Source organism: Streptomyces panacea, from assembly GCF_040560175.1.
In the GTDB taxonomy this organism is placed as follows: domain Bacteria; phylum Actinomycetota; class Actinomycetes; order Streptomycetales; family Streptomycetaceae; genus Streptomyces; species Streptomyces panacea.
In genome coordinates, this window is record NZ_JARJHW010000003.1 from 100,186 (window position 1) to 123,096 (window position 22,911).

At 70.1% G+C, this 22,911-nt stretch carries 21 protein-coding genes, 2 tRNA genes and 1 pseudogene; 9 read left to right on the forward strand and 15 right to left on the reverse strand.

The genetic code is table 11. The features are described from left to right. Positions 1 to 88: 88 nt before the first annotated feature. The gene (locus tag P3L51_RS01890; RefSeq protein ID WP_354603213.1) at positions 89 to 958 is read right to left on the reverse strand and encodes a putative protein N(5)-glutamine methyltransferase; all 870 of its coding nucleotides are present in this window, start codon (positions 956 to 958) and stop codon (positions 89 to 91) included. 304 nt (positions 959 to 1,262) lie between these two features. Here P3L51_RS01890 and P3L51_RS01895 point away from each other — a divergent pair, with 304 nt between their 5' ends. After that, positions 1,263 to 1,451 carry a hypothetical protein gene (locus P3L51_RS01895; RefSeq protein WP_354603214.1) on the forward strand — a complete coding sequence of 63 codons (189 nt, stop codon included), beginning with the start codon at positions 1,263 to 1,265 and terminating at the stop codon, positions 1,449 to 1,451. On the opposite strand, the gene P3L51_RS01900 is transcribed toward P3L51_RS01895, so the two are convergent. The 5 genes from P3L51_RS01900 to P3L51_RS01920 all read right to left on the reverse strand — a co-directional run bounded on the left by P3L51_RS01900 (position 1,426) and on the right by P3L51_RS01920 (position 4,121). Then, positions 1,426 to 1,734 carry a phage terminase small subunit gene (locus P3L51_RS01900; protein WP_354603215.1) on the reverse strand — a complete coding sequence of 103 codons (309 nt, stop codon included), beginning with the start codon at positions 1,732 to 1,734 and terminating at the stop codon, positions 1,426 to 1,428. The genes P3L51_RS01895 and P3L51_RS01900 overlap by 26 nt on opposite strands. A gap of 237 nt (positions 1,735 to 1,971) precedes the next feature. Next, positions 1,972 to 2,115 (reverse strand): hypothetical protein, encoded by a 144-nt coding sequence (locus tag P3L51_RS01905; RefSeq protein ID WP_354603216.1) that lies wholly within the window; start codon positions 2,113 to 2,115, stop codon positions 1,972 to 1,974. Between the two features lie 250 nt (positions 2,116 to 2,365). Further along, on the reverse strand, positions 2,366 to 2,974 hold the full coding sequence (locus P3L51_RS01910) for a bifunctional DNA primase/polymerase (protein ID WP_354603217.1): 609 nt from the start codon (positions 2,972 to 2,974) through the stop codon (positions 2,366 to 2,368). Between the two features lie 268 nt (positions 2,975 to 3,242). Further along, positions 3,243 to 3,500: a hypothetical protein gene (locus P3L51_RS01915; RefSeq protein WP_354603218.1), complete on the reverse strand. Its 258-nt coding sequence runs from the start codon at positions 3,498 to 3,500 to the stop codon at positions 3,243 to 3,245. Between the two features lie 273 nt (positions 3,501 to 3,773). Beyond that, complete coding sequence (locus tag P3L51_RS01920; protein WP_354603219.1) at positions 3,774 to 4,121, reverse strand: HIT family protein; 348 nt, start codon at positions 4,119 to 4,121, stop codon at positions 3,774 to 3,776. A gap of 40 nt (positions 4,122 to 4,161) precedes the next feature. Here P3L51_RS01920 and P3L51_RS01925 point away from each other — a divergent pair, with 40 nt between their 5' ends. Beyond that, a complete protein-coding gene (locus P3L51_RS01925; protein WP_354603220.1) occupies positions 4,162 to 4,347 on the forward strand; it encodes a hypothetical protein in 186 nt (61 codons plus the stop codon). A gap of 326 nt (positions 4,348 to 4,673) precedes the next feature. On the opposite strand, the gene P3L51_RS01930 is transcribed toward P3L51_RS01925, so the two are convergent. Then, positions 4,674 to 4,747, reverse strand: a tRNA-Pro gene (locus tag P3L51_RS01930). Positions 4,748 to 4,952: 205 nt separating this feature from the next. Between P3L51_RS01930 and P3L51_RS01935 the strand changes: the two genes are divergently transcribed. Beyond that, the gene (locus P3L51_RS01935; RefSeq protein ID WP_354603221.1) at positions 4,953 to 5,168 is read left to right on the forward strand and encodes a hypothetical protein; all 216 of its coding nucleotides are present in this window, start codon (positions 4,953 to 4,955) and stop codon (positions 5,166 to 5,168) included. 296 nt (positions 5,169 to 5,464) lie between these two features. On the opposite strand, the gene P3L51_RS01940 is transcribed toward P3L51_RS01935, so the two are convergent. Continuing rightward, a tRNA-Gly gene (locus tag P3L51_RS01940) sits at positions 5,465 to 5,568 on the reverse strand. Positions 5,569 to 6,085: 517 nt separating this feature from the next. After that, positions 6,086 to 7,648 (reverse strand): recombinase family protein, encoded by a 1,563-nt coding sequence (locus tag P3L51_RS01945; RefSeq protein WP_354603222.1) that lies wholly within the window; start codon positions 7,646 to 7,648, stop codon positions 6,086 to 6,088. 51 nt (positions 7,649 to 7,699) lie between these two features. On the opposite strand from P3L51_RS01945, the pseudogene sph reads away from it, so the two are divergent. Both sph and P3L51_RS01955 read left to right on the forward strand, forming a co-directional pair. Further along, positions 7,700 to 8,548 (forward strand): annotated as a pseudogene (gene sph / locus P3L51_RS01950) (sphingomyelin phosphodiesterase); the annotation flags it as partial. A gap of 213 nt (positions 8,549 to 8,761) precedes the next feature. Then, positions 8,762 to 12,019 (forward strand): CHAT domain-containing protein, encoded by a 3,258-nt coding sequence (locus P3L51_RS01955; RefSeq protein ID WP_354603223.1) that lies wholly within the window; start codon positions 8,762 to 8,764, stop codon positions 12,017 to 12,019. A gap of 10 nt (positions 12,020 to 12,029) precedes the next feature. Here the strand turns inward: P3L51_RS01955 and P3L51_RS01960 are convergent, their stop codons facing one another. After that, on the reverse strand, positions 12,030 to 12,743 hold the full coding sequence (locus tag P3L51_RS01960) for a DUF6338 family protein (RefSeq protein WP_354603224.1): 714 nt from the start codon (positions 12,741 to 12,743) through the stop codon (positions 12,030 to 12,032). A gap of 374 nt (positions 12,744 to 13,117) precedes the next feature. Between P3L51_RS01960 and P3L51_RS01965 the strand changes: the two genes are divergently transcribed. Beyond that, positions 13,118 to 13,855 carry a MerR family transcriptional regulator gene (locus P3L51_RS01965; protein WP_354603225.1) on the forward strand — a complete coding sequence of 246 codons (738 nt, stop codon included), beginning with the start codon at positions 13,118 to 13,120 and terminating at the stop codon, positions 13,853 to 13,855. A gap of 67 nt (positions 13,856 to 13,922) precedes the next feature. Here the strand turns inward: P3L51_RS01965 and P3L51_RS01970 are convergent, their stop codons facing one another. Genes P3L51_RS01970 through P3L51_RS01980 form a run of 3 tightly spaced genes read right to left on the reverse strand, consistent with a single transcriptional unit; the run spans position 13,923 to position 18,520 of the window. Then, entirely contained in the window at positions 13,923 to 16,097 is a 2,175-nt protein-coding gene (locus tag P3L51_RS01970; protein WP_354603226.1) for a 3-hydroxyacyl-CoA dehydrogenase NAD-binding domain-containing protein, read from the reverse strand. 42 nt (positions 16,098 to 16,139) lie between these two features. Next, positions 16,140 to 17,354, reverse strand: a complete 1,215-nt coding sequence (locus tag P3L51_RS01975; protein WP_354603227.1) for an acetyl-CoA C-acetyltransferase — start codon at positions 17,352 to 17,354, stop codon at positions 16,140 to 16,142. Next, positions 17,351 to 18,520: a CaiB/BaiF CoA transferase family protein gene (locus P3L51_RS01980; protein WP_354603245.1), complete on the reverse strand. Its 1,170-nt coding sequence runs from the start codon at positions 18,518 to 18,520 to the stop codon at positions 17,351 to 17,353. The genes P3L51_RS01975 and P3L51_RS01980 overlap by 4 nt, the downstream gene beginning before the upstream one ends. Before the next feature lie 409 nt (positions 18,521 to 18,929). Here P3L51_RS01980 and P3L51_RS01985 point away from each other — a divergent pair, with 409 nt between their 5' ends. Beyond that, positions 18,930 to 20,120 carry a saccharopine dehydrogenase family protein gene (locus P3L51_RS01985; RefSeq protein WP_354603228.1) on the forward strand — a complete coding sequence of 397 codons (1,191 nt, stop codon included), beginning with the start codon at positions 18,930 to 18,932 and terminating at the stop codon, positions 20,118 to 20,120. Between the two features lie 120 nt (positions 20,121 to 20,240). On the opposite strand, the gene P3L51_RS01990 is transcribed toward P3L51_RS01985, so the two are convergent. Further along, positions 20,241 to 21,122 (reverse strand): alpha/beta fold hydrolase, encoded by an 882-nt coding sequence (locus tag P3L51_RS01990; RefSeq protein ID WP_354603229.1) that lies wholly within the window; start codon positions 21,120 to 21,122, stop codon positions 20,241 to 20,243. Positions 21,123 to 21,203: 81 nt separating this feature from the next. After that, complete coding sequence (locus P3L51_RS01995; RefSeq protein ID WP_354603230.1) at positions 21,204 to 21,953, reverse strand: endonuclease V; 750 nt, start codon at positions 21,951 to 21,953, stop codon at positions 21,204 to 21,206. Positions 21,954 to 22,020: 67 nt separating this feature from the next. Here P3L51_RS01995 and P3L51_RS02000 point away from each other — a divergent pair, with 67 nt between their 5' ends. After that, on the forward strand, positions 22,021 to 22,320 hold the full coding sequence (locus P3L51_RS02000; RefSeq protein ID WP_354603231.1) for a YciI family protein: 300 nt from the start codon (positions 22,021 to 22,023) through the stop codon (positions 22,318 to 22,320). Between the two features lie 170 nt (positions 22,321 to 22,490). Beyond that, on the forward strand, positions 22,491 to 22,907 hold the full coding sequence (ssgD, locus tag P3L51_RS02005) for a spore wall synthesis regulator SsgD (RefSeq protein WP_354603232.1): 417 nt from the start codon (positions 22,491 to 22,493) through the stop codon (positions 22,905 to 22,907). Positions 22,908 to 22,911: the final 4 nt, after the last annotated feature.

Sequence of the window (22,911 nt, forward strand, 5' to 3'; positions counted from 1 at the left end):
AGTCTTGACGGATCGACAGCGGTGGCCGTCCGCCGCGGCGGGCGGGGTGCCACGCGAAAAGGGCGGCGCCCCGCCGACCGCGCGCGGGTCAGTGGCCGCGCGGGTCCGGAGCGAGGGCCACGGGCCCGAGCCGGGCGCCCCTGAGCTGCGCGACGACCACGGTGGCGTCCCACTCCTCGGAGGTCACGACCCGTGGGGCGAGCCCGTCACCCCGGACGGTGCCGACGGCGCCCGGCACCTGGCGCTCGCTGGTCTCGAACAGCAGGTGCCCGCCGGGCGCCAGCCAGCGGGACGCCCCGGCCGTCACACGCCGCAGGACGTCGAGCCCGTCGGCGCCGCCGTCGAGCGCCACCAGCGGCTCGTGTTCGCGTGCTTCGGGCGGCAGCAGTCCGACCTCCTCGGTCGGTACGTAGGGCACGTTGGCGAGCAGGATGTCGATACGGCCCCGAAGGCCGTCCGGCAGGGCGTCGAAGAGGTCGCCTTCGAGGACCGTGCCGCCGGAGCCGATGTTGCGGCGGGCGCAGGCGACGGCCGCCGGGTCGATGTCGGAGGCGTACAACTCGACGGGGCCGTGCGCCGTCGCGAGCAGCGCGGCACCGAGCGCGCCGGAGCCGCAGCACAGGTCGACGACGACGGCGGGCCGTCCGGTGGCGGCCTGGTGAGCCAGGGCCGCCGCCTGCCGCACGAGGAATTCGGTACGGCGGCGCGGGACGAAGACCCCGGTGCCGACGGCGATCCGCAGGCCGTAGAACTCGGCCCAGCCGATGACGTGCTCCAGGGGCAGCCCGGCGGCTCGGCGGCTCACCATGTCGGCGAGGGCGGCGGGGGTCGGGGCGGCGGAGACCAGGAGCCGCGCCTCGTCCTCGGCGAAGACACAGCCGGCGGCGCGGAGCCTGGTGACGACGGTGGGGAGGGAGGGCAGTGCGGAGGAGAACGGGGAGGAGAGTGTTGCCGACATGGAAACCTTTCGGGGCGCCTACGGGCGCTCCGGCGGTCTCAGCCTGTCGGACGGACCGCGCGGCCGTGAGGGGGGAGCACCCGGCCTGACACTGCGGTAATGGGTCCCACCTCCTCGGTACGTGCTCTGCTTCGGTCGGGGTCACAGTACCCCAAGGGTGCCGGGGGCACGATCGCGTTCTTCGCGTCGGTGTGGCCACCGGTCGTGCGGTGTGCGCATTCGCTTCCCCTGATGGCTACCGGGAAGTAACTACGCCTGGTTTGATGAGCGGCGCCGCTCCGCCCCCACCGAACCGGGAGTCCCTGTGCCGCACTCCGTGCTCCGCCGCGTCCCCGCCGTCGCGCTGTCCGGCGCGCTCGCCCTCGCGACGCTGACCGCGACCGCGCCCGGCGCTTCGGCGTCGCCCTCGGCGCCTCAAAAGACGGTCGGCGTAACCGCGTTGAAGGTGCTGACGTACAACACGTTCCTCATCTCGCCCGGTCCTCCGGCGTAGCGCCGAACTTCGCGGCGCGCAGGCGCACTTCAGCGGCTAGCGTCCACTGGCCCTTGTCCCACATCGAGTGATGCATAAGAGCCGTGTCGATCAGGAATGACCAGTCAGTACCGGTGAAGGTCTGCGCCTGTGGGGACATCCGCCACTCGTTCCACCAAAGCAGCGTCATCGGGTGCCACTCAGTGAGTTGACCGGTCTTGGTATTGACGCCCAGGACGCCCTCAGGCAGCTCGGGGCCGCGGACTTCGTCGTCGGGCGTGATGGTCGTCAGGTCGTCGGGCACGTTGCGCCGGCGACGCTTCGTGGGGTCCTTGGGTGCTGGTCCTCTACCCGCCATGGAACACCTCCCGGACTTCCAGACACGTCCCACACTGGGCGTGTGCTTCGAGGAGTCCCCGGTGCCTCGCTCCGTTTCGGAGAGTCGCTATGTAGTCAGCGCGCAAGTCGCTGTGGAAGTCGTCTCGGTCGGCAACGTCGTAGCGCTTGCCCTCGATCCAGAGAGCGGGTCGGTTGCCAGCCATCAGACACGCTCCGGCCAGTGCCAGGAGCCGCCCTGAGGCTCCGCGCCAGGCATGGTATAGGTGCCGTCCCACTCGTCGTAGCGGCACTCCTGGTTGAAGAACATGCCGGTGGGATTGAGGACGCAGAGGTCGACGTACGGCACGCTGCGCTCAGGGACCGGTTCCGAGTTGCGTACGGCTGTAACCACCGCCGCGCGGCACTGCGAGGTGAATTCCTGCGAGCCGTCTTCGCGAGCCGGCGTTCCGTGGCTGACGTAATGAACAACCCGCCCTACGGACGGAATCAACGGAGTTGGCTTCCCCACGATGGGAGTCGAAATGGGCAGGACTCGGGTGGGCTCAGCAAGCATGGGGACTCCCGGTCAGAGACAGCAGCGCGGCCCCTGTCGGGAGCTACTGCGTCAGTTCGGTGATCACTGCGGAGAGGTCCGCGAGGATCGACGGGCACGAACCATGTCGGCGTCCCGTCATTGCGATGTAGCGGCCGGTCCCGTAGATCTCCACGGCCGTACCGTCAGGGCGTCGGATACGGCGTCCCTGTCGGACGTTCGCGCGGCCCCAGATGTGCAGCCCGTCGCCGGACGGGGAAACCTCTACGTAGGTGGCTCCCGCGTCACGGACAATGGCAGCGGCCCACGGTGCCAGGCGGCCCGTGAGCGTGTTCAAGCAGTGGTCCAGGTCGATACAGACCACGTCGTCGACGTCGGACAGGACAAAGCCCGTACCGACGCCGTGAGTCGACTTGCGGGCCGACTCGTAGTCGCTCCACGTCCGCGGGTCGGTCGATGAGGCTGCCATGCCGGCGGCCGTCAGCGGGACCTTCGTGGACGAGCGCCGGATCCACCTGTCGCGGATCGTCAGCTCACGGGGAGTCGCATCGTTCTTCTGTGCCCTGAACGCCTTCGACCGGCACCGCGTGTCGCAGTACCGGGCGTGCTGACGGGCCATCAGCGGAAGGGGAGACGAGCAGTGCTCGCACATCCTGGCGGGTGTCGTTGGCATGGGTTCACCCTATCGGCCACGAACGCTTTTAGTCCATTGACCTGCGATGATTCATTTGACCGTGAGACCGAAGCCCTGTATGCCCGCGTGCCGAACCGCACCCTTCAGCACCCCCGGAAGGGTGCGGTTCGGAACTCCAGCCGGCTCCTGCGGACACCTTGGGGCGATCCCCCAGACCCGTACAGACAGCGAGCCCCAGCACCTCTTCGGTTCTCAAAGACCAAGATCGGGGGTCGCCCCCTGGTGATCATGGTCAAACGATCAAGGGCTAACCAATCTTGGCCGTGAAGCCGGCGCGAGACTCGCGACGATCACCGTCAGCGTGCTCACCCTTGATCTCCAGGCGACTCGGTACGAGCGTCAGAGTGATCGTCGTCAGAGAACGATCGTCCTTCGTTCCAACTGCGATCTTTGGAGCCTTTGCGAGTCGACCAACATCGACACCATTGACGCTCACGTGCGTGACCATGAGTCCGTCCTCGCCCGTGTCTGCCTCCTCGTGCAGCACCACGTGCGCGCCACTCATGGGCGCTCACCTACGCCCATACGCACGCATACAGTGCCCTGCGTGGGCACGTACTCAGGCATGGTCCCTCCACCGCGTGCCCTTCGTACGGCCCTGCGTGGAGCACTGCCCGATAGCAGGCGTATGCGCAGGGCCCTCATGGTGCGGGGCAACCGTCGGCCGTCGCTGTAGCGGGCCGTACAGACGCCTCCGTCACGTCGGATGATGCGCCGTCGGATGCGAGGCCAGTCCTTCGGGAGGCGCTGCCGGCGGGTACTTCCTTCCCACGCCACGTCACCGCCTCTTCCCGCTGTACCAGGGGAGCGCGAGGCCGTCCCCGTCGGAGCGGGGCACGATGTGCATATGCAGGTGAAAGACGCTCTGCGTCGCTTCCCTGCCGCGCGAGGTGATCAAGTTGCAGGGGCCCATGTCCGCGGCAAGCTGCGCAGCCCGTCGGGAAGTTGCGGCGGAGACGTCGGGGTCTTCGACGAAATCGGCTACGTGCCGCTTCGGAATGACGAGGGTGTGCCCCGCGATCACGGGGTTGAGTGGGAGAATCGCGATGGCGTCGTACCACTCGTGCACAAACGTGGCGGGCGCGAGGCCGGTGTTGATGTCGCAGAACACGCACGGTTCGCCCATCGCGCCTCCTCCAAAGGGGCCGTTGTCCTACGATTCGGACATGTTGAAGAAGCTGCTGAAGAAGCTCGCCGTACCGCCGATCGACGAGGCAGCGCGGGAGGCGTGCAAGCGCGGAGACACGATCTTCGTTCGCAAGTTCCATCCGCGGCCCACGAAGAACCAGACCGACTTGGCGAAGGGCATATCCGACGTCGAAGCCATCGGGTGGACGCTTCAGAGCCAGTAAGCGGAGGGAGAAGGGCTCGCCCGGTTCGTCACGCTGACGTTCCGCCGACAAGCTCAAGCGCCGTTCGACCCCACCACGTGAGGCGAAGCCATTCACGCTCCTGACGCTCGTGCCACGCGTCGTCGACGTCGGCCGACCAGTCGAGCAACCACGCGCGTCGCTCGTGAGCGCGCAAGTTGCCCTTCACCTCGTAGCCGTATGTCCTCGTCTCGCGCTGGTGGACCGTCGCATGTGCGCGAAGCATGCGCGCCATGTGGCCTCCGGAAATGGCTCAGCCCCGCTCGTGGGTGAGGATTCGTCCTCCACGGCGGGGCTGCGTCTTGTCGTCGGAGTAGCAGGATTTGAACCTGCGGCCCTCCGCTCCCAAAGCGGATGCGCTACCAAGCTGCGCCATACTCCGTTGAGCTAAAGGATTTTGACGCTCCGTAGGCCAGCCGGTAATCTACGCTCGTCAGCTCTCGGCCCCAAAGGGAGTCTTCCTGTGTCTCGACGCGCATCTAGACGGTAGGGCATCCTGCCCCGCCGTCGCCTGTCAGCAGCACTCACCTCTATGAGGTGTGCCTGCTTGCAGATCATGCCGCGACGACGACTCGGAGGCTTTGCCAGTGACGACCCCCTCAACCCAGCCCACGGACGCGCGCAGGTGGCTGGAGGTCACCACCGTCTTCTTCGCCGCCACGACTGCCGCTCTCTCCGCAGGCATCGCAACCGCGATCTTCCACGCCCCGGCACTGGGAATCCTTGGCGCCGGAGGCGTGACGTTTGGTGCCGCTTTCGGCGTCGGCATGAGGATCTTTGAACACCTGAAGCAGAACAACTAACGGGGCGGGGCAGCCAACAAAGGCTGCCCCAACACCCGTTCATCCTGACCGGGAGGCCGGGGTGCTGGACGTCGCGACCTGATGTCGGTCCTCATCCTCTGACCACGGCAGGTGAGCCCCGTTCCCGGCGCCTCGTGGACAGCAGGTGAATGGGGCCGGAGTCGAACCGGCCTGCGCGGATCATCGGGCACAGCGGCCCTACCTTTTCGCCACCATGGCCAAGGGGAATCGGACCCCACACCGTCGCCAGACGGACGCCCGAATCGAACGGGCAGACGCTCGCCACTCCATCCACGTAGTCGCGGCGGGATTTGAACCCGCGGTCCCACCCTTCGCCCAAATGCCGGACGGGTAAGGATCTTGGCAACGTCACCCCTTCGGCCGCTCGGGGCACGCAACTACACCTCCCCTCGTCCGTCCCCTGGACGTCGACGGGAAACATGAGTCGGACGACGCGCTCAACCTAGGCTCAACCCGGAGGAGAGTGCGGGGAGCCGCGGGAGCGCGTCGTCCGTACGTGGGGAAGGGGTCTGAGGTGCCGCGCCACGCGCCGGCAAGGCCGTCGAGACCTTTCTTCCTACTTACGTTATCGGGCGGGTGTGACACGGGGATGATCTTGCTCGCCCTCCCCCGCGGACAGACTGCGGCCAAAACGACGAACTAACCCCCTACTTTCCTTTCTTCTATCGCGCGTTAGAGAGAAAGGAAAATAGGGGGTTAGTTCGTCGTTTTGGCGCGAGTTTGGCGAGACCATGCACTCTAGGGTGACGATTAACGATGACATCTGTGACTTTGCGAAGTTATCCACAACGACCTGTGGATAACTCGCGGCGCGAAGGGTGCGGTCGACGAGGACGAGGACGACGGCGAGGGCGCCGGACGGGTTACCCGACGCCCCCGATAGCGTTATCTAGTCGTTACTTCACGGTTGTCGAAGTAGCGTCAGGAGCAGTCCGCGGAGCAGGGACCCCGACGTCGAACGTCACCGAAACCCGCGGCTCGTGACCCTGGGGCCACACTCTTACGCGTGCACCGAACTCCTGGAGCGTCTTGCGCCGCTCCCCGTCGTCCGCAGCAGCCGTCCACTCCATCTCCACTGTGCGCCCCGTAGGACGGTGCACCATGCCCGCCGGCCGGACGGGCTCCGACTCAAGTTTCTTGATCTCTTCCGTCAGACCGATGTATCGAGACCGGTACCACTCCGCGTCCTCCGCGTCGTCGTAGAGGCCCGCGCTTCGGTCGTCTCGCAGCCTGACGCGTGCGGCCCGGGCTCCGGCTAGCAACTCCTCCGCTCCGTTTCCGGGGTCGTAGACCGTCTCCATGAACATGTGGTCTCCGAAGTCGGTGAGGAAGGTGCTCGTCACCAGCTCCGTCAGCAGCGAGACTTGCATCGTCGGGGCCGGCTCGCAGTCAGTCAGTCCCTTGAGGCGTGATTTGCACGTCATGGCCACAGGGCTGCCCGTGCGATAGAGCCGGTACCCACACGTCCCGCATTTTGTCACCTCGGACATCAGGTGGGTCCCTGACTGCGCGCGCTTTCCCCGGGGCTTTTTCGAACGGAGCCTATTGACGAGCGCGACGTGCGTTGCCCGGTTCCAAAGCGGCTCAGCCAATTGAACGGGCTTACCATCCTCACCAACCACGGGGCGCCCTTCATGCATAAGAAGTCCCAGTGCTGCCTCTGACTGGAGCATCTTGGACAGAGCAGCGCCGTCCCATGGAATCCCTTTCGGCTTCTGCCCAACCATTACTCGCAAATGGTCACTGGGAGCCAGTGTGCCACTTCGGGTAAGTCGCGCAGCCTCACCGTCCGGCGTGATCTCCCCCGTTGCGTCAGCGAGAATCCTGCGGGCCACCGTGCGCAGGTTGAGGGCAGCGTCTTCTTTGCTTCTCATGCTTTCCGGCACCATCTCACCATGATCCAGCGCCACATGGTCAATGGCTGCTTTTGCGTGAAGGCGGACATAGCGGTATCCGTAGGCGTGCTTGCCTCGCTTTCGTCCCTTCTTCCGCTCGCTGACCGTGGTCTCGCTGTTCCGCTTCTGCATGGAGCGGAGCTCCATCTGGGCAGACCACGCTTCGAGCGTGAAACGGTTCTCGTCGGCAGGGTCATCCAGATCCCACGGTCCGTCATGCCCGTAGGTGACGAGCATCTTTCCCGTGTCCCGCATCATGTAGCCGGTGTTCAGACAGTCGACGAGGTTCCTTCCCAACCTGTCGACAGCGGCTCCCACCACACCGTCATACGGTCCCTTTTCCCCCCGCAGCCACGGCCCCAGCTCGGGGCGCGTCACCGGGTCAGTTGCGCCCGATACCTCCCAGTCATCCGCCCATGCGATGATGTGCCCCTCGACGCCCCGAGTGGCGCTCAGGACTTGGTCCCGTTGCTTGCCTGGCGACGACGTGGCATCTGATTTCCGTGACAGTCGCCGCAGAGCCACAAGGCAGCGACCGCACCCGTCATATGGCCTTTCGATCATGAAACCCCCTGATCTGACCGATAGTGGACATCACACTACACTTAGGCAGTCTTCCTGTTCAGCAAGACGCTCTATCCCAACTGGGGCCAGGACCACCGGGCGGCGGCGATCCCGGCCGCCCCGTTCTACGGCGGCAACGACGTGGTCGTCGTGCAGGAGGCCTTCGACAACTCCTCGTCCGACGCGCTCCAGCGGAATTCGGTGGCCGAGTATCCGCACCAGACACCGGTGCTGGGCCGGAGCAGGAGCGGCTGGGACGCGACGGGCGGGTCGTACTCCGCCCTCACCCCGGAGGACGGCGGCGTCGCCGTCCTCAGCAAGTGGCCGATCGTCCGTAAGGAGCAGTACGTCTTCCAGGACGCGTGCGGCAGCGACTGGTTCTCCAACAAGGGCTTCGTCTATACGGAGTTGAACGTCAACGGCAGCAGGGTCCATCTGGTCGGCACCCACACGCAGTCGACCGATCCGGGCTGCTCGGCGGGCGAGGCGGCGGAGGTACGGAGCGGTCAGTTCCGGGCGATCGACTCCTTCCTCGACGCCAAGAACATCCCGGTGTCCGAACAGGTCCTGGCCGCCGGTGACTTCAACGTCGACGCGCACAGCGCGGAGTACGCGTCGATGCTCGCCGACGGGGGTCTGGCCGGCGCGGACGCGCGGACCGGGCACCCGTACTCCTTCGACACGGCGGACAACTCGATCGCGTCCGAGCGCTACCCCGACGACCCGCGTGAGGATCTCGACCACGTGCTGCACCGCGCGGGCCACGCGAAGCCCGGCGGCTGGACGAACGAGGTGGTGAAGGAGGAGAGCGCGCCCTGGACGGTATCGAGTTGGGGCACGGAGTACACGTACACCAACCTCTCGGACCACTATCCGGTCATCGCCTCGGCGCGGGGTTAGGCCGCGTTCCGGAAGTCCCGCCTACCGGGCGAACGCCACCGATACCCGATGAATGGAACGGTTGTTCGGGATGGCGCCGCCGGTCCTCGAAGGCCATGCTGATCAGTCCTGAGTGGTTCGCCCGCGTGGCGAGTGCTTCGAGGTGGTTGTTCCGGTGATCCCGCCCTCGCCCGGCCGGGAACGGGACCGGGACCTGGCCTGAGGACGTGGAGAATGAAGCTGGGCAGATCGCGACCCGAGCCGCGTGACGAGAACATGCCGTGCGATCAGGTCGACGCGGCGGTGCGGGAGGACAGGGCGGCGCTCGCGGCGGCCGGGCACCGCCCCGAGCGCCGTATCCCGGCCTTGGCGAACCTCGCGACGAGTCTCTACTGCGCCTACCGGTGCCAGGCACGACTGGACCAGCCCGAACAACTCCTTGAGGCGATAGGGCACTTGACCGAGGCCCGGGACCTCGCCGCCGGGGACGCCGCCCGCTTCGGCAGTACCCCCCGCGGTCTCGCCGCCGCCGAGGCGGTCCGGGACATCGAGCACAACATCAGCACGTTCAGGACGTACCTTCCCGGCTCCTCCGCCACATCCGGCCCGGCATCCGTACCGGACGGGGGTTCGGTACGCGAGCAGTTGGAGCGCGCCTACCGGCGTCCGGGCGCCGGGAACGAGGAACGCGGCCTGGCTGTGCTCCAGTTGGGCACGCTGGATCACAGCGAATGGGAAATCTCGCACGACAACGCGCTACTGACGCGGGCGATCGAACGGTGCCGGGAGGCGGCACGGCTGCTGGCGGACTCGCCCGACGGCCGGACGCTGCTGGTTGCCCGCTGCAATCTGGCCAACGCCCTGATGAGCTCGTACACCGGAGTGAGCGACGACGAGCGGCATCTGACGGAGGCGCGCGGGATCATCGACGAGCTGGACGCCTCGGGACTGGGTGACGCCGTCCCCGGCTACGCCGCCGTGCGAACCCATGTGCTGGGCCAGATCGCCCTCGTACGCCATCAGCGCACGGGCGACACCGGCCCGTTGCCCGAGGCCGAGGACCTGCTCAGGCGGCAGTCCGCCGACCGCGGTCCCCTGCACCGCATCATCGGCGACCGGACGCGGAGCGTGGAGGCCGTCCTCGCGGAGATCCGCCACCACCGCGGCGGCCGTCTGCAAGCAGGTGACGAGGCCGTCGACATCCTCCGGAACGACGGGGCTGCCTCCACCGATCCGGCCTTCCTGCTGAATCAGAGCTTCGCTCTCTTCCGTCGTCACCAGGCGCGCGGCGCCGCGGGTGATCCGGCGTCGCAGGATCTGTACGACGCCTCGACCCTGGCCTCCCGGGCGATCGGCCTCGCGGGCGACCTGCCCGTACGCGCGCACGCACTGCGTATGTCCGCCCACTGCCTGATGGAACTCGCGCGCCTCCGGCCGCGGTCCGCCGGGCCACTGTGGGAGAAGGCGCTCGAAGAGATCACGGAGGCACTCGCCGGCGGCACCTTCAACGAGCGTGAGGCCCCGCTCGCGGGCACCACCCAGGCGCAGTGCCGCGCCGGTCTCGCGGCCCTCCGCCGCGATCCGTCCGGCCTGGAGGCCGCCGCCGCCCAACTCGCGCAACTGGAAGGGGCGTTACCGGCCGACAGCGCCAACCTGCCTGCTCTGCTCGCCGAGTTGTTCCGCGTACGGCTGGCCAAGGCGGAGATCACCGGCGCACCGGACGACGACGACAAGGCCACGCGAGCGGCGCGGCGGGCGTGCGACGCGGCGGGTGAGTTCAGCCCCGCCGTCGAACACAGCACGGCGCGGGCATGGGGCGACCGGGCATGGCGCCGTGGTGCGCTGCTGGAGGCGGCCGAGGCGTACCGCCACGGGCTGAGCGCACTGCACCACCTCAGCCGCGTCCAGGTCACGCGCGGCGACAAGACATCGGTCCTGGCCGACGCCGAAGGGATGGGGGCCCGCGCGGCCTACGCCTTCGCCGAGTCCGGAATGCTGGGCCGGGCCGTCGTCGCCGTCGAGTCGGGCCGGGCGCTGATGCTCACCGAGGCACTGGAGCGGCGGGCCGCCGACCTGGACCGGCTGCGGCGGGCGGGCCGTTCCGATCTCGCCGACGCGTTCCGCGACGCCGCCGCCGAGGTGGCGCGCTCCGACGCGGAGCTTCTCGGCGGCTGGTCCGGCGGCACGGGGACGCGGCCGGGGACGCGGCCGGGAGCGGCGACGGAGGCGACGCGGGCCGCGCGCGTACGCGACCGCTTCGACGCCGTGGTCGCGGAGATCCGCGAGGCGGCGGGGCTCGCGAGTTTCCTGCCGCCACCCTCGTACGGCGAACTGACCTCGACCGTAAGGGAGTCGGGCACGCACATCGTCTACCTCCTGGCGACCGACCGCGGCGGCCTGGCGCTCTCGCTGCCCGCGACCGAGAACGCGCGTCCGTTCCGGATCCCGCTGCCCTCACTCACCACGGCGGCGCTGGACGGGCTGGTGGCGGACTGGCAGAGCGCGGTGGACACGCGGGACGGAGAAGCGCACGAAGAAGAGGGGGAAGAGGAGCGCGAAGAGAAGTGCGACGCCGTGGCCGACCGGCTGTGGACCGATGTGATGGCCCCCGTCCTGCGCAGACTTCGTGGTGTCCCGAAGGTGTCGCTGATAGCCGTGGGCGGGCTCGGCCTGCTCCCGCTGCACGCCGCCCGCCGCCCGGAGACCACGGCTCCGACCGGCCACCGGCATGTGATCGACGACCTCGCCGTCAGCTACCAGGCCAATGTGCGGGCCCTCGGCGCCGCCCGCACGATCCGGTCCCTGACCGGCGGGCACCACACCCTGCTGACGGTGACGGAGCCGACACCCGTGTCCTACACCCCGCTGCCCTCCGCGAAGTGGCAGATACACCTGGCCCGGCAGCATTTCCGGAGCGGGACCGGGGTGTCCCTCAGCGGCCCGGAAGCCACCCGCGAGGCCGTGCTCGCGGCGCTCCCGCACGCGTCGGTCCAGCACTTCGCCTGTCACGGGGAAGTGGTGGACGGCTCACCGCTCGACGGAGGGCTCGTCCTGTCGCGGGATCGGCTGCTGACGGTGCGGGACGTGCTGAGACTCCCCGCCGGGAACGTACGCATGGCGGTCCTGCCGGCCTGCCGCACCGGGGCAGTGGACCGGGCGGTGCTCGACGAGGCAGCGGGGATGCCGTCCGCGTTCCTGCAAGGCGGCTACGCCGCGGTGATGGCGACCGGCTGGGACGCGGACGGCTGGGTCTGCGCGCTGATCACCGACAGGTTCTACACCCACTGGCTGGGCGAGGGGATGGAGCCGGAGCAGGCGCTGAGACAGGCTCAGATCTGGGTGAGGGACTCCACCAACGCGGAGAAACACGCGGCGTACCCGCAGCTCCCGGAGCTGGCCCCGCAGCCCGGAGAGGCGTCCGGCCCCTGGGCGTCGGCGCGGGAGGACGCCGGCGTCCTCGGCTGGGCCGTCCTCGCCTTCCACGGGTGCTGACCCGCCCTCGTCATGGCGAGGGCGACGGGCCCGGGGACGTGGGCGCGGGAGGCATCACATAGGTGATGGTGATCGCGGTGATCCGGCGGGCACTGAGGATCACCGCGCCGGTGTCGGGCAGTTCGGCCTCCACGGCCGCGCCCGGCGGACGGTAGTACAGGGGCCCGCCCAGGACGAGTTCGCGCTCGGCGTCGTCCGAGACCCGGTTCGAGTACGAGCGCAGCCACCCGGACCAGTACGCGCCGTCCTCCAGCAGACAGCCGACCTGCACCCGCGCCTCGGGCCACTCGTTGAACGCCTGCCACCAGGCGGAGACCCGGGACGGGTGCTCGCCCTCGGGCACGTACCGTCCGACGAACGGCAGCCGCGCGGCCAGTCGCGTGGCGCGTTCCGTCCCGCACCACGCCGCACCGCAGACGGCGGCCAGCAGCAGCGCCAGCGACCACCACAGCAGGGAGACGTAGTGGGAGCGGGCGTAGGGCCCCGGCTCGCGGACCAGGGCGCCCACATCCGGGGTCGAGCCCGGCGCCCCCACCCGGCACAGGCCGAGCAGCGCCAGCGCCAGGGCGTCGGCGACGACGCTGATGGTGATCAGACGGAGCGACTCCCAGAGCGGGGAGACGTCCCGCACGGGCCACCGGAGTTGCCTGACCTTGATGTGGGCGGCTCCTGGCAGGAGCACGACGATCAGCAGGACGAGACCGAGGATCGTGGACGGCAGCATGGACCGCTTTCTGTGCCGGGCGGGACAGAGGCGCTATGCGCTTCAATGGCATCAACGCACCTACCCATGTGACGAGGAGTTCGAATGCGAGACACTCCGGAACCGTCCGCCGAACCCCCGGCGAGCACCGGGAATCCCGCCCCGGTACGTCGCAGGAAGCGGGATCACTACGGGACGAAGAAGGCCCCCAACAGCCAGCCGCCGCCCACGACGACCCAGCAGTCGAAGCCCCCGCCCCCGGCACAGCCGGCGCCACCCTCTTCCTGAGGGGCGCACCCGGCCCCGATCCGCCTCCGGCTCCCCGCGGCCACCGGCGGGTGCTCGCGGTCCCCGCCCGCCTTTCGCAGTACTGGTGAGACAGCGATACTGTCGGCATGGAGACCGCATCCGGGGCGCCCCAGGAGCCGACGCTCACCGTCGACGAACTGGCCGCGCGGGCCGGGGTCACCGTGCGCACCATCCGCTTCTACAGCACCCGTGGCCTGCTGCCGCCCCCGGTGATCGGACCGCGCCGCGTCGGCCGCTACGGTCACGACCACCTCTCGCGGCTCGCGCTGATCGAGGAGCTTCAACACCAGGGCATGACCCTCGCGGCGATCGAGCGCTATCTGGAGCAGCTGCCGCCGGACCTGAGCGCGCACGACCTGGCGATCCACCGGGCGCTGGTGGCGACTTGGGCGCCGGACCCGGCGGAGGACGCGACGCGGGCCGAGCTGGAGCGGCGCGCGGGGCGGGTCCTGTCCGACGAGGACGTCGACCGGCTGGCGGCCATGGGCGTCCTGGCCCGCGCCGACGCTCCCGGCCGCTACCGGCTCGATCCGGGGCTGCTGCGCCTCGGCGTCGAGCTGCTGGACGTGCCCCTCGCGCACGAGACGATCCTCGCCGCCCGCACGGTCCTGCTGGAGCACACCCGCTCCGCCGCGCACGCGCTCTCCCGCCTCTTCCGGGACGAGGTGTGGAATCCGCGGAAGGACGGCGAGCCGGATCCGGAGCGCGTGGCGGCGATGAAGTCGCTGTCGGCCCATATGCGGCCGATGGTGGCGCAGGCGCTGGTGACGGCGTTCCAGCGCTCGCTGAAGGAGGAGCTGCGGGCCGCGTTCACCGAGGGGTGACGCGGCCCGCGTGCCGCGAGGTGCCGTGCCGGGCATTCCGGGCCCGGCACGATCGCCCGGACAGGGCCTAGCCGTCGTGGAACGTCTCGCCGCGCTCCGCCTTCGCCACCAGTGACGCGGGCGGTGCGAACCGTTCCCCGTACGTCCCGGCCAGCTCACGCGCCCGCGCGACGAAGCCGGGCAGGCCGCCCTCGTACCCGTTGATGTACTGGAGGACGCCGCCCGTCCAGGCCGGGAAGCCGATGCCCATGATCGAGCCGATGTTGGCGTCGGCGACCGTCGTCAGGACGTTCTCGTCCAGGCAGCGCACGGAGTCCAGCGCCTCCGAGAAGAGCATGCGCTCCTTCAGGTCGGTGAACGGCACCTCCACGTCCGGCTTGGTCAAGTGCTCGCGTAGGCCCGGCCAGAGGCCGATACGGCTGCCGTCGTCGGCGTAGTCGTAGAAGCCGGCGCCGCCACCGCGTCCCGGGCGGCCGAAGTCGTCCACCATGCGGTCGATGACCGCGTCCGCCGGGTGCGGGGTCCAGGTGCCGCCCGCCTCCTCGACCGCGCGCCGCGTCTCGTCCCGGATCTTGCGCGGCAGCGTGAGCGTCAGCTCGTCCATCAGGGAGAGGACCTTGGCGGGGTAGCCGGCCTGCGCCGCCGCCTGTTCGACGGAGGCGGGCTCGACGCCCTCGGCGACCATCGCGACGCCCTCGTTGATGAACCGGCCGATGACGCGCGAGGTGAAGAAGCCACGCGAGTCGTTGACGACGATCGGTGTCTTCTTGATCTGTCGTACCAGGTCGAAGGCGCGCGCGAGCGCTTCGTCGCCGGTCTTCCCGCCCTTGATGATCTCCACGAGCGGCATTTTGTCGACGGGTGAGAAGAAGTGCAGGCCGATGAAGTCGGCGGGCCGGGTGACGCCTTCGGCGAGGGCGGTGATGGGCAGCGTCGAGGTGTTGGAGCACAGGAGCGCGCCGGGCTCGACCACGTCCTGGATCTCCTGGAACACCTGGTGCTTGAGCGCCGTGTCCTCGAAGACCGCCTCGATCACCGCGTCGCAGCCCGCGAGGTCCGCCACGTCACCGGTCGGGGTGATCCGGGCCAGCAGCGCGTCCCGGTCGGCCTCGGTCGTACGGCCCCGGGCGACCGCCTTGGCCAGCAGCTTCTCCGAGTACGCCTTGCCCCTGGCCGCCGCCTCGGTCGTGACGTCCTTGAGGACGACGTCGATTCCGGCGCGGGCGCAGGAGTGGGCGATGCCCGCTCCCATCATCCCGGCGCCGAGGACGGCGACCTTGCGCACCGGGCGCCTGTCGATGTCCTGGGGGCGGCTGGCGCCCGAGTTGACCGCCTGGAGGTCGAAGAAGAACGCCTGGATCATGTTCTTGGCGGTCTGCCCGGTGACCAGTTCGGTGAAGTATCTGGCCTCGATGGTCTGCGCGGTCTCGAAGTCGACCTGTGAGCCCTCGACGGCGGCGGCCAGGATGTTGCGGGGCGCGGGGTAGGGCGCGCCGCCGGTCTGCTTCAGGAGGTTGGCGGGGAAGGCGGGGAGGTTGGCGGCGAAGCGCGGGTTGGACGGCGTACCGCCGGGGATCTTGTAGCCCTTGACGTCCCACGGCTGCGCCGACTCGGGGTGGGCGTCGATGAACGCGTGCGCCCGCTCGATCATCTCCTCGGTGGTGGCGGCGACTTCATGGACGAGGCCGTTCTCCAGCGCGCGGCGCGGCGCGTACTGGGTGCCCTGGAGCAGCACCTTGAGCAGCGCGTCGGAGATGCCGAGGAGCCGTACGGTACGGGTGACGCCGCCGCCCGCGGGCAGCAGGCCGAGGGTGACCTCGGGCAGGCCGATCTTGGAGCCGGGCGCGTCGAGCGCGATCCGGTGGTGGCAGGCGAGCGCGATCTCGTAACCGCCGCCCAGGGCCGCGCCGTTGATGGCGGCGACGACGGGCTTGCCGAGCGTCTCGATGGTGCGCAGGGCGCGCTTGACGGCCAGACCGGCGTCGAACGCCTGCTGGGCGTCGTCCGGACCGAGCTTGATCATGTCCTTGAGGTCGCCGCCGGCGAAGAACGTCTTCTTGGCGGAGGTGACGATGATGCCGCGGATGCTGTCCTTCTCGGCCTCCGCGCGTGCCGCGACGGCGGCGACGGAGGTCCGGAAGGCCCGGTTCATGGTGTTGGCCGACTGGGCGGGGTCGTCGAGGACGAGGGTGACGACGCCCGTCGCGTCCTGCTCCCAGCGGATGGTGGTGGACTCGCTCATGCTGCTGCTCCGTAGCGAAGAGATACTCGGCGGACGGGACGGTCAGACGCGTTCGACGATGGTGGCGACTCCCATGCCGCCGCCGACGCAGAGCGTGGCGAGGCCGTACCGCTTGTCCTGGCGCTCCAGTTCGTCCACGAGGGTGCCGAGGATCATCGCGCCGGTGGCGCCGAGCGGGTGGCCGAGCGCGATGGCGCCGCCGTTGACGTTGACCTGGTCCAGGGAGAGCCCCATCTCGGCGACGTAGCGCAGGACGACGGCGGCGAACGCCTCGTTGATCTCCACGAGGTCGATGTCGTCGATGGTCAGTCCGGCTTTGGCGAGTGCCTTGCGGGTGGCGGGCGCGGGACCGGTCAGCATGATCGTGGGCTCGGAGCCGGACACGGCGGCCGAGACGATACGGGCACGCGGTGTCATGCCGTACCGCTCGCCGGTCTCCTTCGAGCCGATCGCGACGAGGGACGCGCCGTCCACGATGCCGGAGGAGTTGCCCGCGTGGTGGACGTGGTCGATCTTCTCGACCCAGTGGTACTTCTGGAGCGCCACCGCGTCGAATCCGCCGAGGTCGCCGATCTGCGCGAACGACGGCTTGAGCGAGGCGAGCGTGTCGGCCGTGGTGCCGGGCCGCAGATGTTCGTCGTGGTCCAGGACGGTGAGTCCGTTGACGTCGCGGACGGGGACGACGGAGCGGGCGAAGCGGCCGTCCTTCCAGGCCGCCGCCGCGCGCTCCTGCGACAGCGCGGCGAACTCGTCGACATCGCGCCGGGTGAAGCCGCCGATGGTGGCGATCAGGTCGGCGCCGATGCCCTGGGGGGCGAAGCCGGTACGGATGCTGGTCATCGGGTCCATCGCCCAGGCGCCGCCGTCGGAGCCCATCGGCACGCGCGACATCGACTCGACGCCGCCGGCCAGGATCAGGTCCTCCCAGCCCGAACGGACCTTGGCGGCGGCCAGGTTGACGGCTTCGAGGCCGGAGGCGCAGAAGCGGTTCTCCTGGACGCCCGCGACGGTGTCGGGCAGTCCGGCGGCGACGGCGGCGGTGCGCGCGATGTCGGAGCCCTGGTCGCCGAGGGGGCTGACGACACCGAGGACGACGTCGTCGATCGCCGCCGGGTCCAGGTCGGGGAACCGGTCGCGGATCTCGTGGATCAGGCCGACGACGAGATCGATCGGCTTGGTGCCGTGCAGGGCACCGTTGGCCTTGCCGCGACCGCGCGGGGTGCGGATCGCGTCGTACACATACGCTTCGGTACTCAAGACAGCGGCCCTTCTGAGTCGTTGGCGGTGCTTGTGGCGGTTTCGTTGGCGGTGCTTCTGCTCGTGTCGTTGGCGGTGCTCGTGCCGGTTTGGTCGGCGGTGCTCGTGCCGGTGGGGCTTGTGGCCGTGCTTCGGATGCTCGGTACGTCCCAGTCCTCGGCGATCCGCTCGGTGTCCGCGCCCGGCAGCGCGGGCGCGCTCCGTACGGAGGTGGGCGTGGCCGAGAAGCGCGGCGCGGGAGCCGGCTGGGTGATGCCCGCGTGGTCGGTGAAGGTGCCGCGGGCCACGAGGTGCGGGTGGGCGGGGGCTTCGCGCAGCGACAGTACGGGCGCCACGCAGGCGTCGGACTCCTCGAAGACGGCCGTCCACTCGGCGCGGGTCTTCTCCTTGAACCGGGCGGCGACCGCGGACTTCAGCTCGTCCCAGCGGCCGAAGTCCTTACGGGCGGGGACGTCGTCCTTGATGCCGAGCAGGTCGATGAACTCGTTGTAGAACCGCTGCTCCAGCGCGCCGACGGCCATGTACTCACCGTCGGCCGTCTCGTAGTTGCCGTAGAAGGGCGCTCCGCCGTCAAGCAGGTTCGCCCCGCGCCGGTCCTGCCAGCCGCCGGCCGCCGTCATGGCGTGGATCATCGTGGTCAGATGGGCGGCGCCGTCGACGATCGCCGCGTCTACGACCTGGCCCGTACCGCCGGGTGTGCGGGCGTGCTGGAGGGCGGCGAGGACGCCGATGACCAGGTAGAGCGAGCCGCCCGCGTAGTCGCCGACGAGGTTGGCGGGGACGGTGGGCGGCCGGTCGGCCTCGCCGAACATGGAGAGGGTGCCCGCGACGGCGATGTAGTCGATGTCGTGCCCGGCGCGCTGGGCGAGCGGGCCGTCCTGGCCCCAGCCGGTCATCCGGCCGTACACCAGCCGGGGATTGCGCGCGAGGCAGTCCGCGGGGCCGATGCCGAGGCGTTCGGCGACGCCGGGGCGGTAGCCCTCGATGAGGACGTCGGCGCGCTCGACCAGGTCGAGGACCCGGGCGGGGCCGTCGTCGGCCTTGAGGTCGATGAGTACGGAGCGCTTGTTGCGGTTCATGAGGTCGTACGCCGGGTCGATCCCGAGCCCGGCGCCGCCCGGCCGGTCGACGCGTACGACGTCGGCGCCGAGGTCGGCCAGTTGCATGGCGGCGAACGGGCCGGGCCCGATACCGGCCAGCTCGACCACCCGGACCCCGGCGAGCGGGCCGTTCGCGGCCCCGCCGCCGCTCGGGCCGTCCGCGCCCTGGTCATCGGCGCTCCGGCCGTGGCCGCTCCGGCCGTTCGCGGTCGCTGTCATGGTGAGCCCCCAGCAGTGTGACACCAACGATGTAACAGCAATGATGCTAGGAACGCCCACCAGCGCGCACAAGCCCTGCCGGGCCGCCGGGCAAGCAAGCGCTTGTTCCTACCCGATGGTCGCAGACTTCCGCCCGTGGCGTCCGATGCTGGTCACCCACTCCCCCGATCCGCCCACTCAGGCGCTAGCCTCGGCCCCCGACAACGGCACCGAACACCGGCAGCGACAGCGGCGCGGCTCGAACGGCGGAGACTCGATGAACAGGCAGAACGGGGCGGAACGCCCGTACGACGTGGTGCTCTTCGGGGCGACCGGCTTCGTCGGGACGCTCACGGCCGAATATCTCGCCCTGAGCGCGCCGGAGGGCTGCCGCTGGGCGATAGCCGGTCGCGACCGGGCCAGGCTGGAGACGCTGCGGACCCGGCTGGCCAAGCTCTCCCCGCACTGCGGGGACCTTCCGCTGCTGGTGGCCGACTCCACCGACCCGGCGTCGCTGCGCGCGCTCGCCGAGTCCACCCGGGTGCTCGCCACGACCGTCGGCCCGTACCTCTGGCACGGGGAGGCCCTGGTCGCCGCCTGCGCCGAGGCGGGGACCGACTACGCGGATCTCTGCGGCGAGCAGGAGTTCGTCGACCGGATGTATCTGGCGTACGAGGACCGGGCGCGGCAGACCGGGGCGCGGCTGGTGCACGCCTGCGGGTTCGACTCCGTACCGCACGACCTGGGCGCGTACTTCACGGTGCGGCAGCTGCCCGTGGACGTGCCGCTGCGCATCGACGGGTTCGTGCGCACCAACGCGTTCTTCTCCGGCGGGACCCTCGCCACGGCCCTGAACGCGCTGAGCCGTGGCCGGCAGACCATGGAGGCCGCGAAGCAGCGGCGGCTGCACGAGCCCCGGCTGGTCGGGCGGCGGGCCGTCGCGTCGCCGGGCACGCCGCACTTCAGCAAGGAGACCGGTGTCTGGGCGCTGCCGCTGCCCACGCTCGACGCGCAGGTGGTGGCGCGCTCGGCGGCGGCGCTGCCCCGGTACGGCCCCGACTTCCGCTACCGGCACTTCGCCGGCGTCAAGTCGCTGCCGGTCGCCCTGGGCGGCACGGTGGCGGCGGGGACGGGCGCCGCGCTGGCGCAGGTTCCGGCGGTCCGGCGGGCGCTGATGAACCGGTTCGAGCCGGGTTCCGGGCCCAGCGAGGCCCGCAGGAGCACCAGTTGGTTCACGGTGCGGTTCGTGGGCGAGGGGGGTGGGCGCAGGGTGTTCACCGAGGTCGCGGGCGGTGATCCGGGTTATGACGAGTCGGCGAAGATACTGGCCGAGGCGGTGCTGAGCCTGGCCTTCGACACGCTTCCCGACACGGCGGGCCAGGTCACCACCGTCGCCGCGATGGGTGACGCGCTGCTGGGGCGGTTGCGATCGGCCGGGATGACGTTCCGGGTCGCGCACGCCCGCTGAGACCGGGCCGCCCCCGGGGGCATGAGGCGAGGAGACGAGAGCGCGGCGGCCCGCCCCCAGCACGGGCCGCCGCGCTCGTACCGGACCCGCCGCCGGGCTGGGGACCGACGGCGGGTCAGCTCACCGGGTCTGTCGGTCCGCGAGGAACTCGCGCAGCGGAGGCGCCAGCGCCGCCGGGTCGAACTGGTGGCTCTGGCCGGGGAGTTCGCGGTACTCGGCGTGGGGCAGCAGCCCGGCGGCCGACTTGGCGCCCGCCCGCATGAACGGGTCGCTCTCGCCGCCGCAGACCACCAGCGCCGGCGCGCTCACGCCGCTCCAGAGACCGGCGGGGAGCGGTTTGCCGGACATCGTGTCGCCCACGACGAGGCCGTCGTACGCGAGGGTGTGGGCGATCTTCTCCATGTCCGCCCAGGACGGCGGCTGGATCTCACCCGCCGCGGCCGGGGCCTCGGGCTGGTTCCTCATGGCGTCCACGTACTCGGCGGGTATGCCGACCGCGTCGGTCAGGAACAGCGCCACGGCCCGGTCCCTGTGGCCCGCCGCCACGAAAGCCCTGATCCGCTCGACATAGTCGGCGGGCAGCGGCGGGCGGCTGTCGTCGATGATGAACGGCGGTTCGTACAGAGCGACTTCGGTGACCTTGGCGCCAAGCCCGTCGGCCGCAGCCAGCGCGAGCGCAGCGCCAGACGAGAAGCCGAAGACGGCGGCCTGCCCGCCGTGGGCGTCGATGAGCGCTTCCATGTCCTCGACCTCGCGCGCCACCGCGTAGGGCTCGGTGTCACCGCTGTGGCCGCGTCCGCGCCTGTCGAAGTTGATCACCGTGTGCGCGGTGGCGAGCGGCGCGCCGATGACGGAGTCCGACGGGCCGGTGCCGGTGCCGAGTGCGCCGGACACCATGATCAGGACGGGGCCCGTGCCGCTCGCGCGGTAGGCGATCGGCGTGCCGTCCTTCGACGTCACGTACTGGAGATCGGTCCGGGCTGTACCCGCTGTGCCGCTCATGCCGTGGCCCCTCGCATCCGCTGTCCGCTTGTCGGAGGGGCAGACCGGGGCGCCGGGCGAAACTCATCGCTCCGCACCGGATCAATTTCCGCGTGTGGTCTCCGGGGTCTCCGCAGTCCCTCCGGTCTCTGTGGTCCCCGTGGAGCCGGCGGCCTCCACGGCCTCGCGCAGCGCACGCCGGCAGAGCGTGTCGGCCCGGCGGGTCGTCTCCGGGATACGGAAGTCCGGGGCCAGCCGCAGGGTGTGCGCGCAGGCGGCGTCGAGGCCGGTCCGGTGCCCGACCGAGACGAACACGGGCTTCACACCGTCCTGTGTACGCAGTGCCCGGCCCACCTCCTCGCCGTCGTCGGCCACCAGTGGCGAGAAGTCGCCACGCCGGGGGCCGGGCTGCTCGTACGAGAAGGTGAACGGGTTCTTGGCGACGCCGATGACCGGCAGCCCGGTCAGCACCCCTAGATGGCTGGCGAGTCCGAACCGGCGCGGGTGGGCGCGGCCGTAGCCGTCGCAGACGACCAGGCCGGGATCCGACGTCAGGGCGTCGAGGGCGGCGAGGACGGTCGGGATCTCACGGAAGGCGAGGAGCCCCGGCACATACGGAAAGGCGACCCGGCCGACGGCGGTCGCCTCGTCCACGACGGCGAGCGTGGCCGCGTCGAGGACGACGGCCGCGGCGACGACGATGTCCCGCTCGTCGTCGTACGCGACGTCGACGCCGGTCACCAGCCCGGTCCCGACCGCCGGCCCCACTTCGTCGAGCACGACGCGTCCGCGCAACTCGTCCTGGACCGCCCTGGCTTCGGCCTCGTCGGCGGGTGTCCTGATCGTCGTCATGGTGCGCCAGCCTATGGGCTGCCCGCCCCCGTCCGCGTACCGTCACCCCGCCGCTAACCTGGCGGTCATGTTCGTACTGGAGCTGACCTACACCGCCCCGCTCGACCGTGTCGACGCGCTCTCGGCGGATCATCTCGCCTGGGTGGACGCGCACTTCGCGGCGGGGACCTTCATCGCGTCGGGCCGTAAGAAGCCGCGCGACGGGGGTGTGATCCTGGCGGTCGGGGACGATCGCGCGGCGGTGGAGGCGCTTGCCTCGGCGGACCCCTTCGTGGTCCGCGGGGTGTGCGCGTACCGGATCACGGAGTTCGTCGTGGCCCGCACCGCGCCCGGACTCGCGCGGTACCGCGAACAGCCGCCCCGGTGAAGCAACGGTGAGTCCGGGCGACGGAGCACCCCGTCGGGTACCCGACCCGCGAGTAGGGAAAACGGTGACGTAGCTCACGGGGTCAAGCGCGCACTCTTCAGCGTGCTGCGTCGTCCTTCCCTGTGGCGGAGGACGCTCATCCGCCCGAGCCGCGCGAAGGGGAGCTGGCCTTGTCCAACGTCATCGAGCAGGCCCTGCAAGCCCGGCTGGTCGCTTCGGCGCCACAGCTGGAGACCGTTCCCGCGACCCTGCGGTACGACGGCGAGGATCCGTTCGCCGTCCAGATGGCGTTCCCGGCCACGGCGACGCTGGAGGGCACGGAGGTGGCCTGGGCGTTCTCGCGCGAGCTGCTGACCATCGGGATGGACGAACCGGCCGGGCTCGGTGACGTACGGGTACGGCCGTTCGGTTACGACCGCACGGTGCTGGAGTTCCACGCTCCCGAGGGCGTCGCGATGGTCCATGTCCGCACCTCGGAGGTACGGCGCTTCCTCGACCGCTCGCTGGGGGTCGTGCCCGTCGGCCGCGAGCATCTGTATCTCGATCTGGACCACGACGTCGCGGAGTTGCTGCGCGACGCCTGCTGAATCC

Excerpts from the sequence above, each read along its gene's own strand:
- P3L51_RS01890 (WP_354603213.1), bottom strand. The coding sequence starts at position 958 with ATGTCGGCAACACTCTCCTCCCCGTTCTCCTCCGCACTGCCCTCCCTC.
- P3L51_RS01910 (WP_354603217.1), bottom strand. The coding sequence starts at position 2,974 with ATGCCAACGACACCCGCCAGGATGTGCGAGCACTGCTCGTCTCCCCTT.
- P3L51_RS01915 (WP_354603218.1), bottom strand. The coding sequence starts at position 3,500 with ATGAGTGGCGCGCACGTGGTGCTGCACGAGGAGGCAGACACGGGCGAG.
- P3L51_RS01920 (WP_354603219.1), bottom strand. The coding sequence starts at position 4,121 with ATGGGCGAACCGTGCGTGTTCTGCGACATCAACACCGGCCTCGCGCCC.
- P3L51_RS01925 (WP_354603220.1), top strand. The coding sequence starts at position 4,162 with ATGTTGAAGAAGCTGCTGAAGAAGCTCGCCGTACCGCCGATCGACGAG.
- P3L51_RS01945 (WP_354603222.1), bottom strand. The coding sequence starts at position 7,648 with ATGATCGAAAGGCCATATGACGGGTGCGGTCGCTGCCTTGTGGCTCTG.
- P3L51_RS01955 (WP_354603223.1), top strand. The coding sequence starts at position 8,762 with ATGAAGCTGGGCAGATCGCGACCCGAGCCGCGTGACGAGAACATGCCG.
- P3L51_RS01960 (WP_354603224.1), bottom strand. The coding sequence starts at position 12,743 with ATGCTGCCGTCCACGATCCTCGGTCTCGTCCTGCTGATCGTCGTGCTC.
- P3L51_RS01965 (WP_354603225.1), top strand. The coding sequence starts at position 13,118 with ATGGAGACCGCATCCGGGGCGCCCCAGGAGCCGACGCTCACCGTCGAC.
- P3L51_RS01970 (WP_354603226.1), bottom strand. The coding sequence starts at position 16,097 with ATGAGCGAGTCCACCACCATCCGCTGGGAGCAGGACGCGACGGGCGTC.
- P3L51_RS01980 (WP_354603245.1), bottom strand. The coding sequence starts at position 18,520 with ATGCAACTGGCCGACCTCGGCGCCGACGTCGTACGCGTCGACCGGCCG.
- P3L51_RS01985 (WP_354603228.1), top strand. The coding sequence starts at position 18,930 with ATGAACAGGCAGAACGGGGCGGAACGCCCGTACGACGTGGTGCTCTTC.
- P3L51_RS01990 (WP_354603229.1), bottom strand. The coding sequence starts at position 21,122 with ATGAGCGGCACAGCGGGTACAGCCCGGACCGATCTCCAGTACGTGACG.
- P3L51_RS01995 (WP_354603230.1), bottom strand. The coding sequence starts at position 21,953 with ATGACGACGATCAGGACACCCGCCGACGAGGCCGAAGCCAGGGCGGTC.
- P3L51_RS02000 (WP_354603231.1), top strand. The coding sequence starts at position 22,021 with ATGTTCGTACTGGAGCTGACCTACACCGCCCCGCTCGACCGTGTCGAC.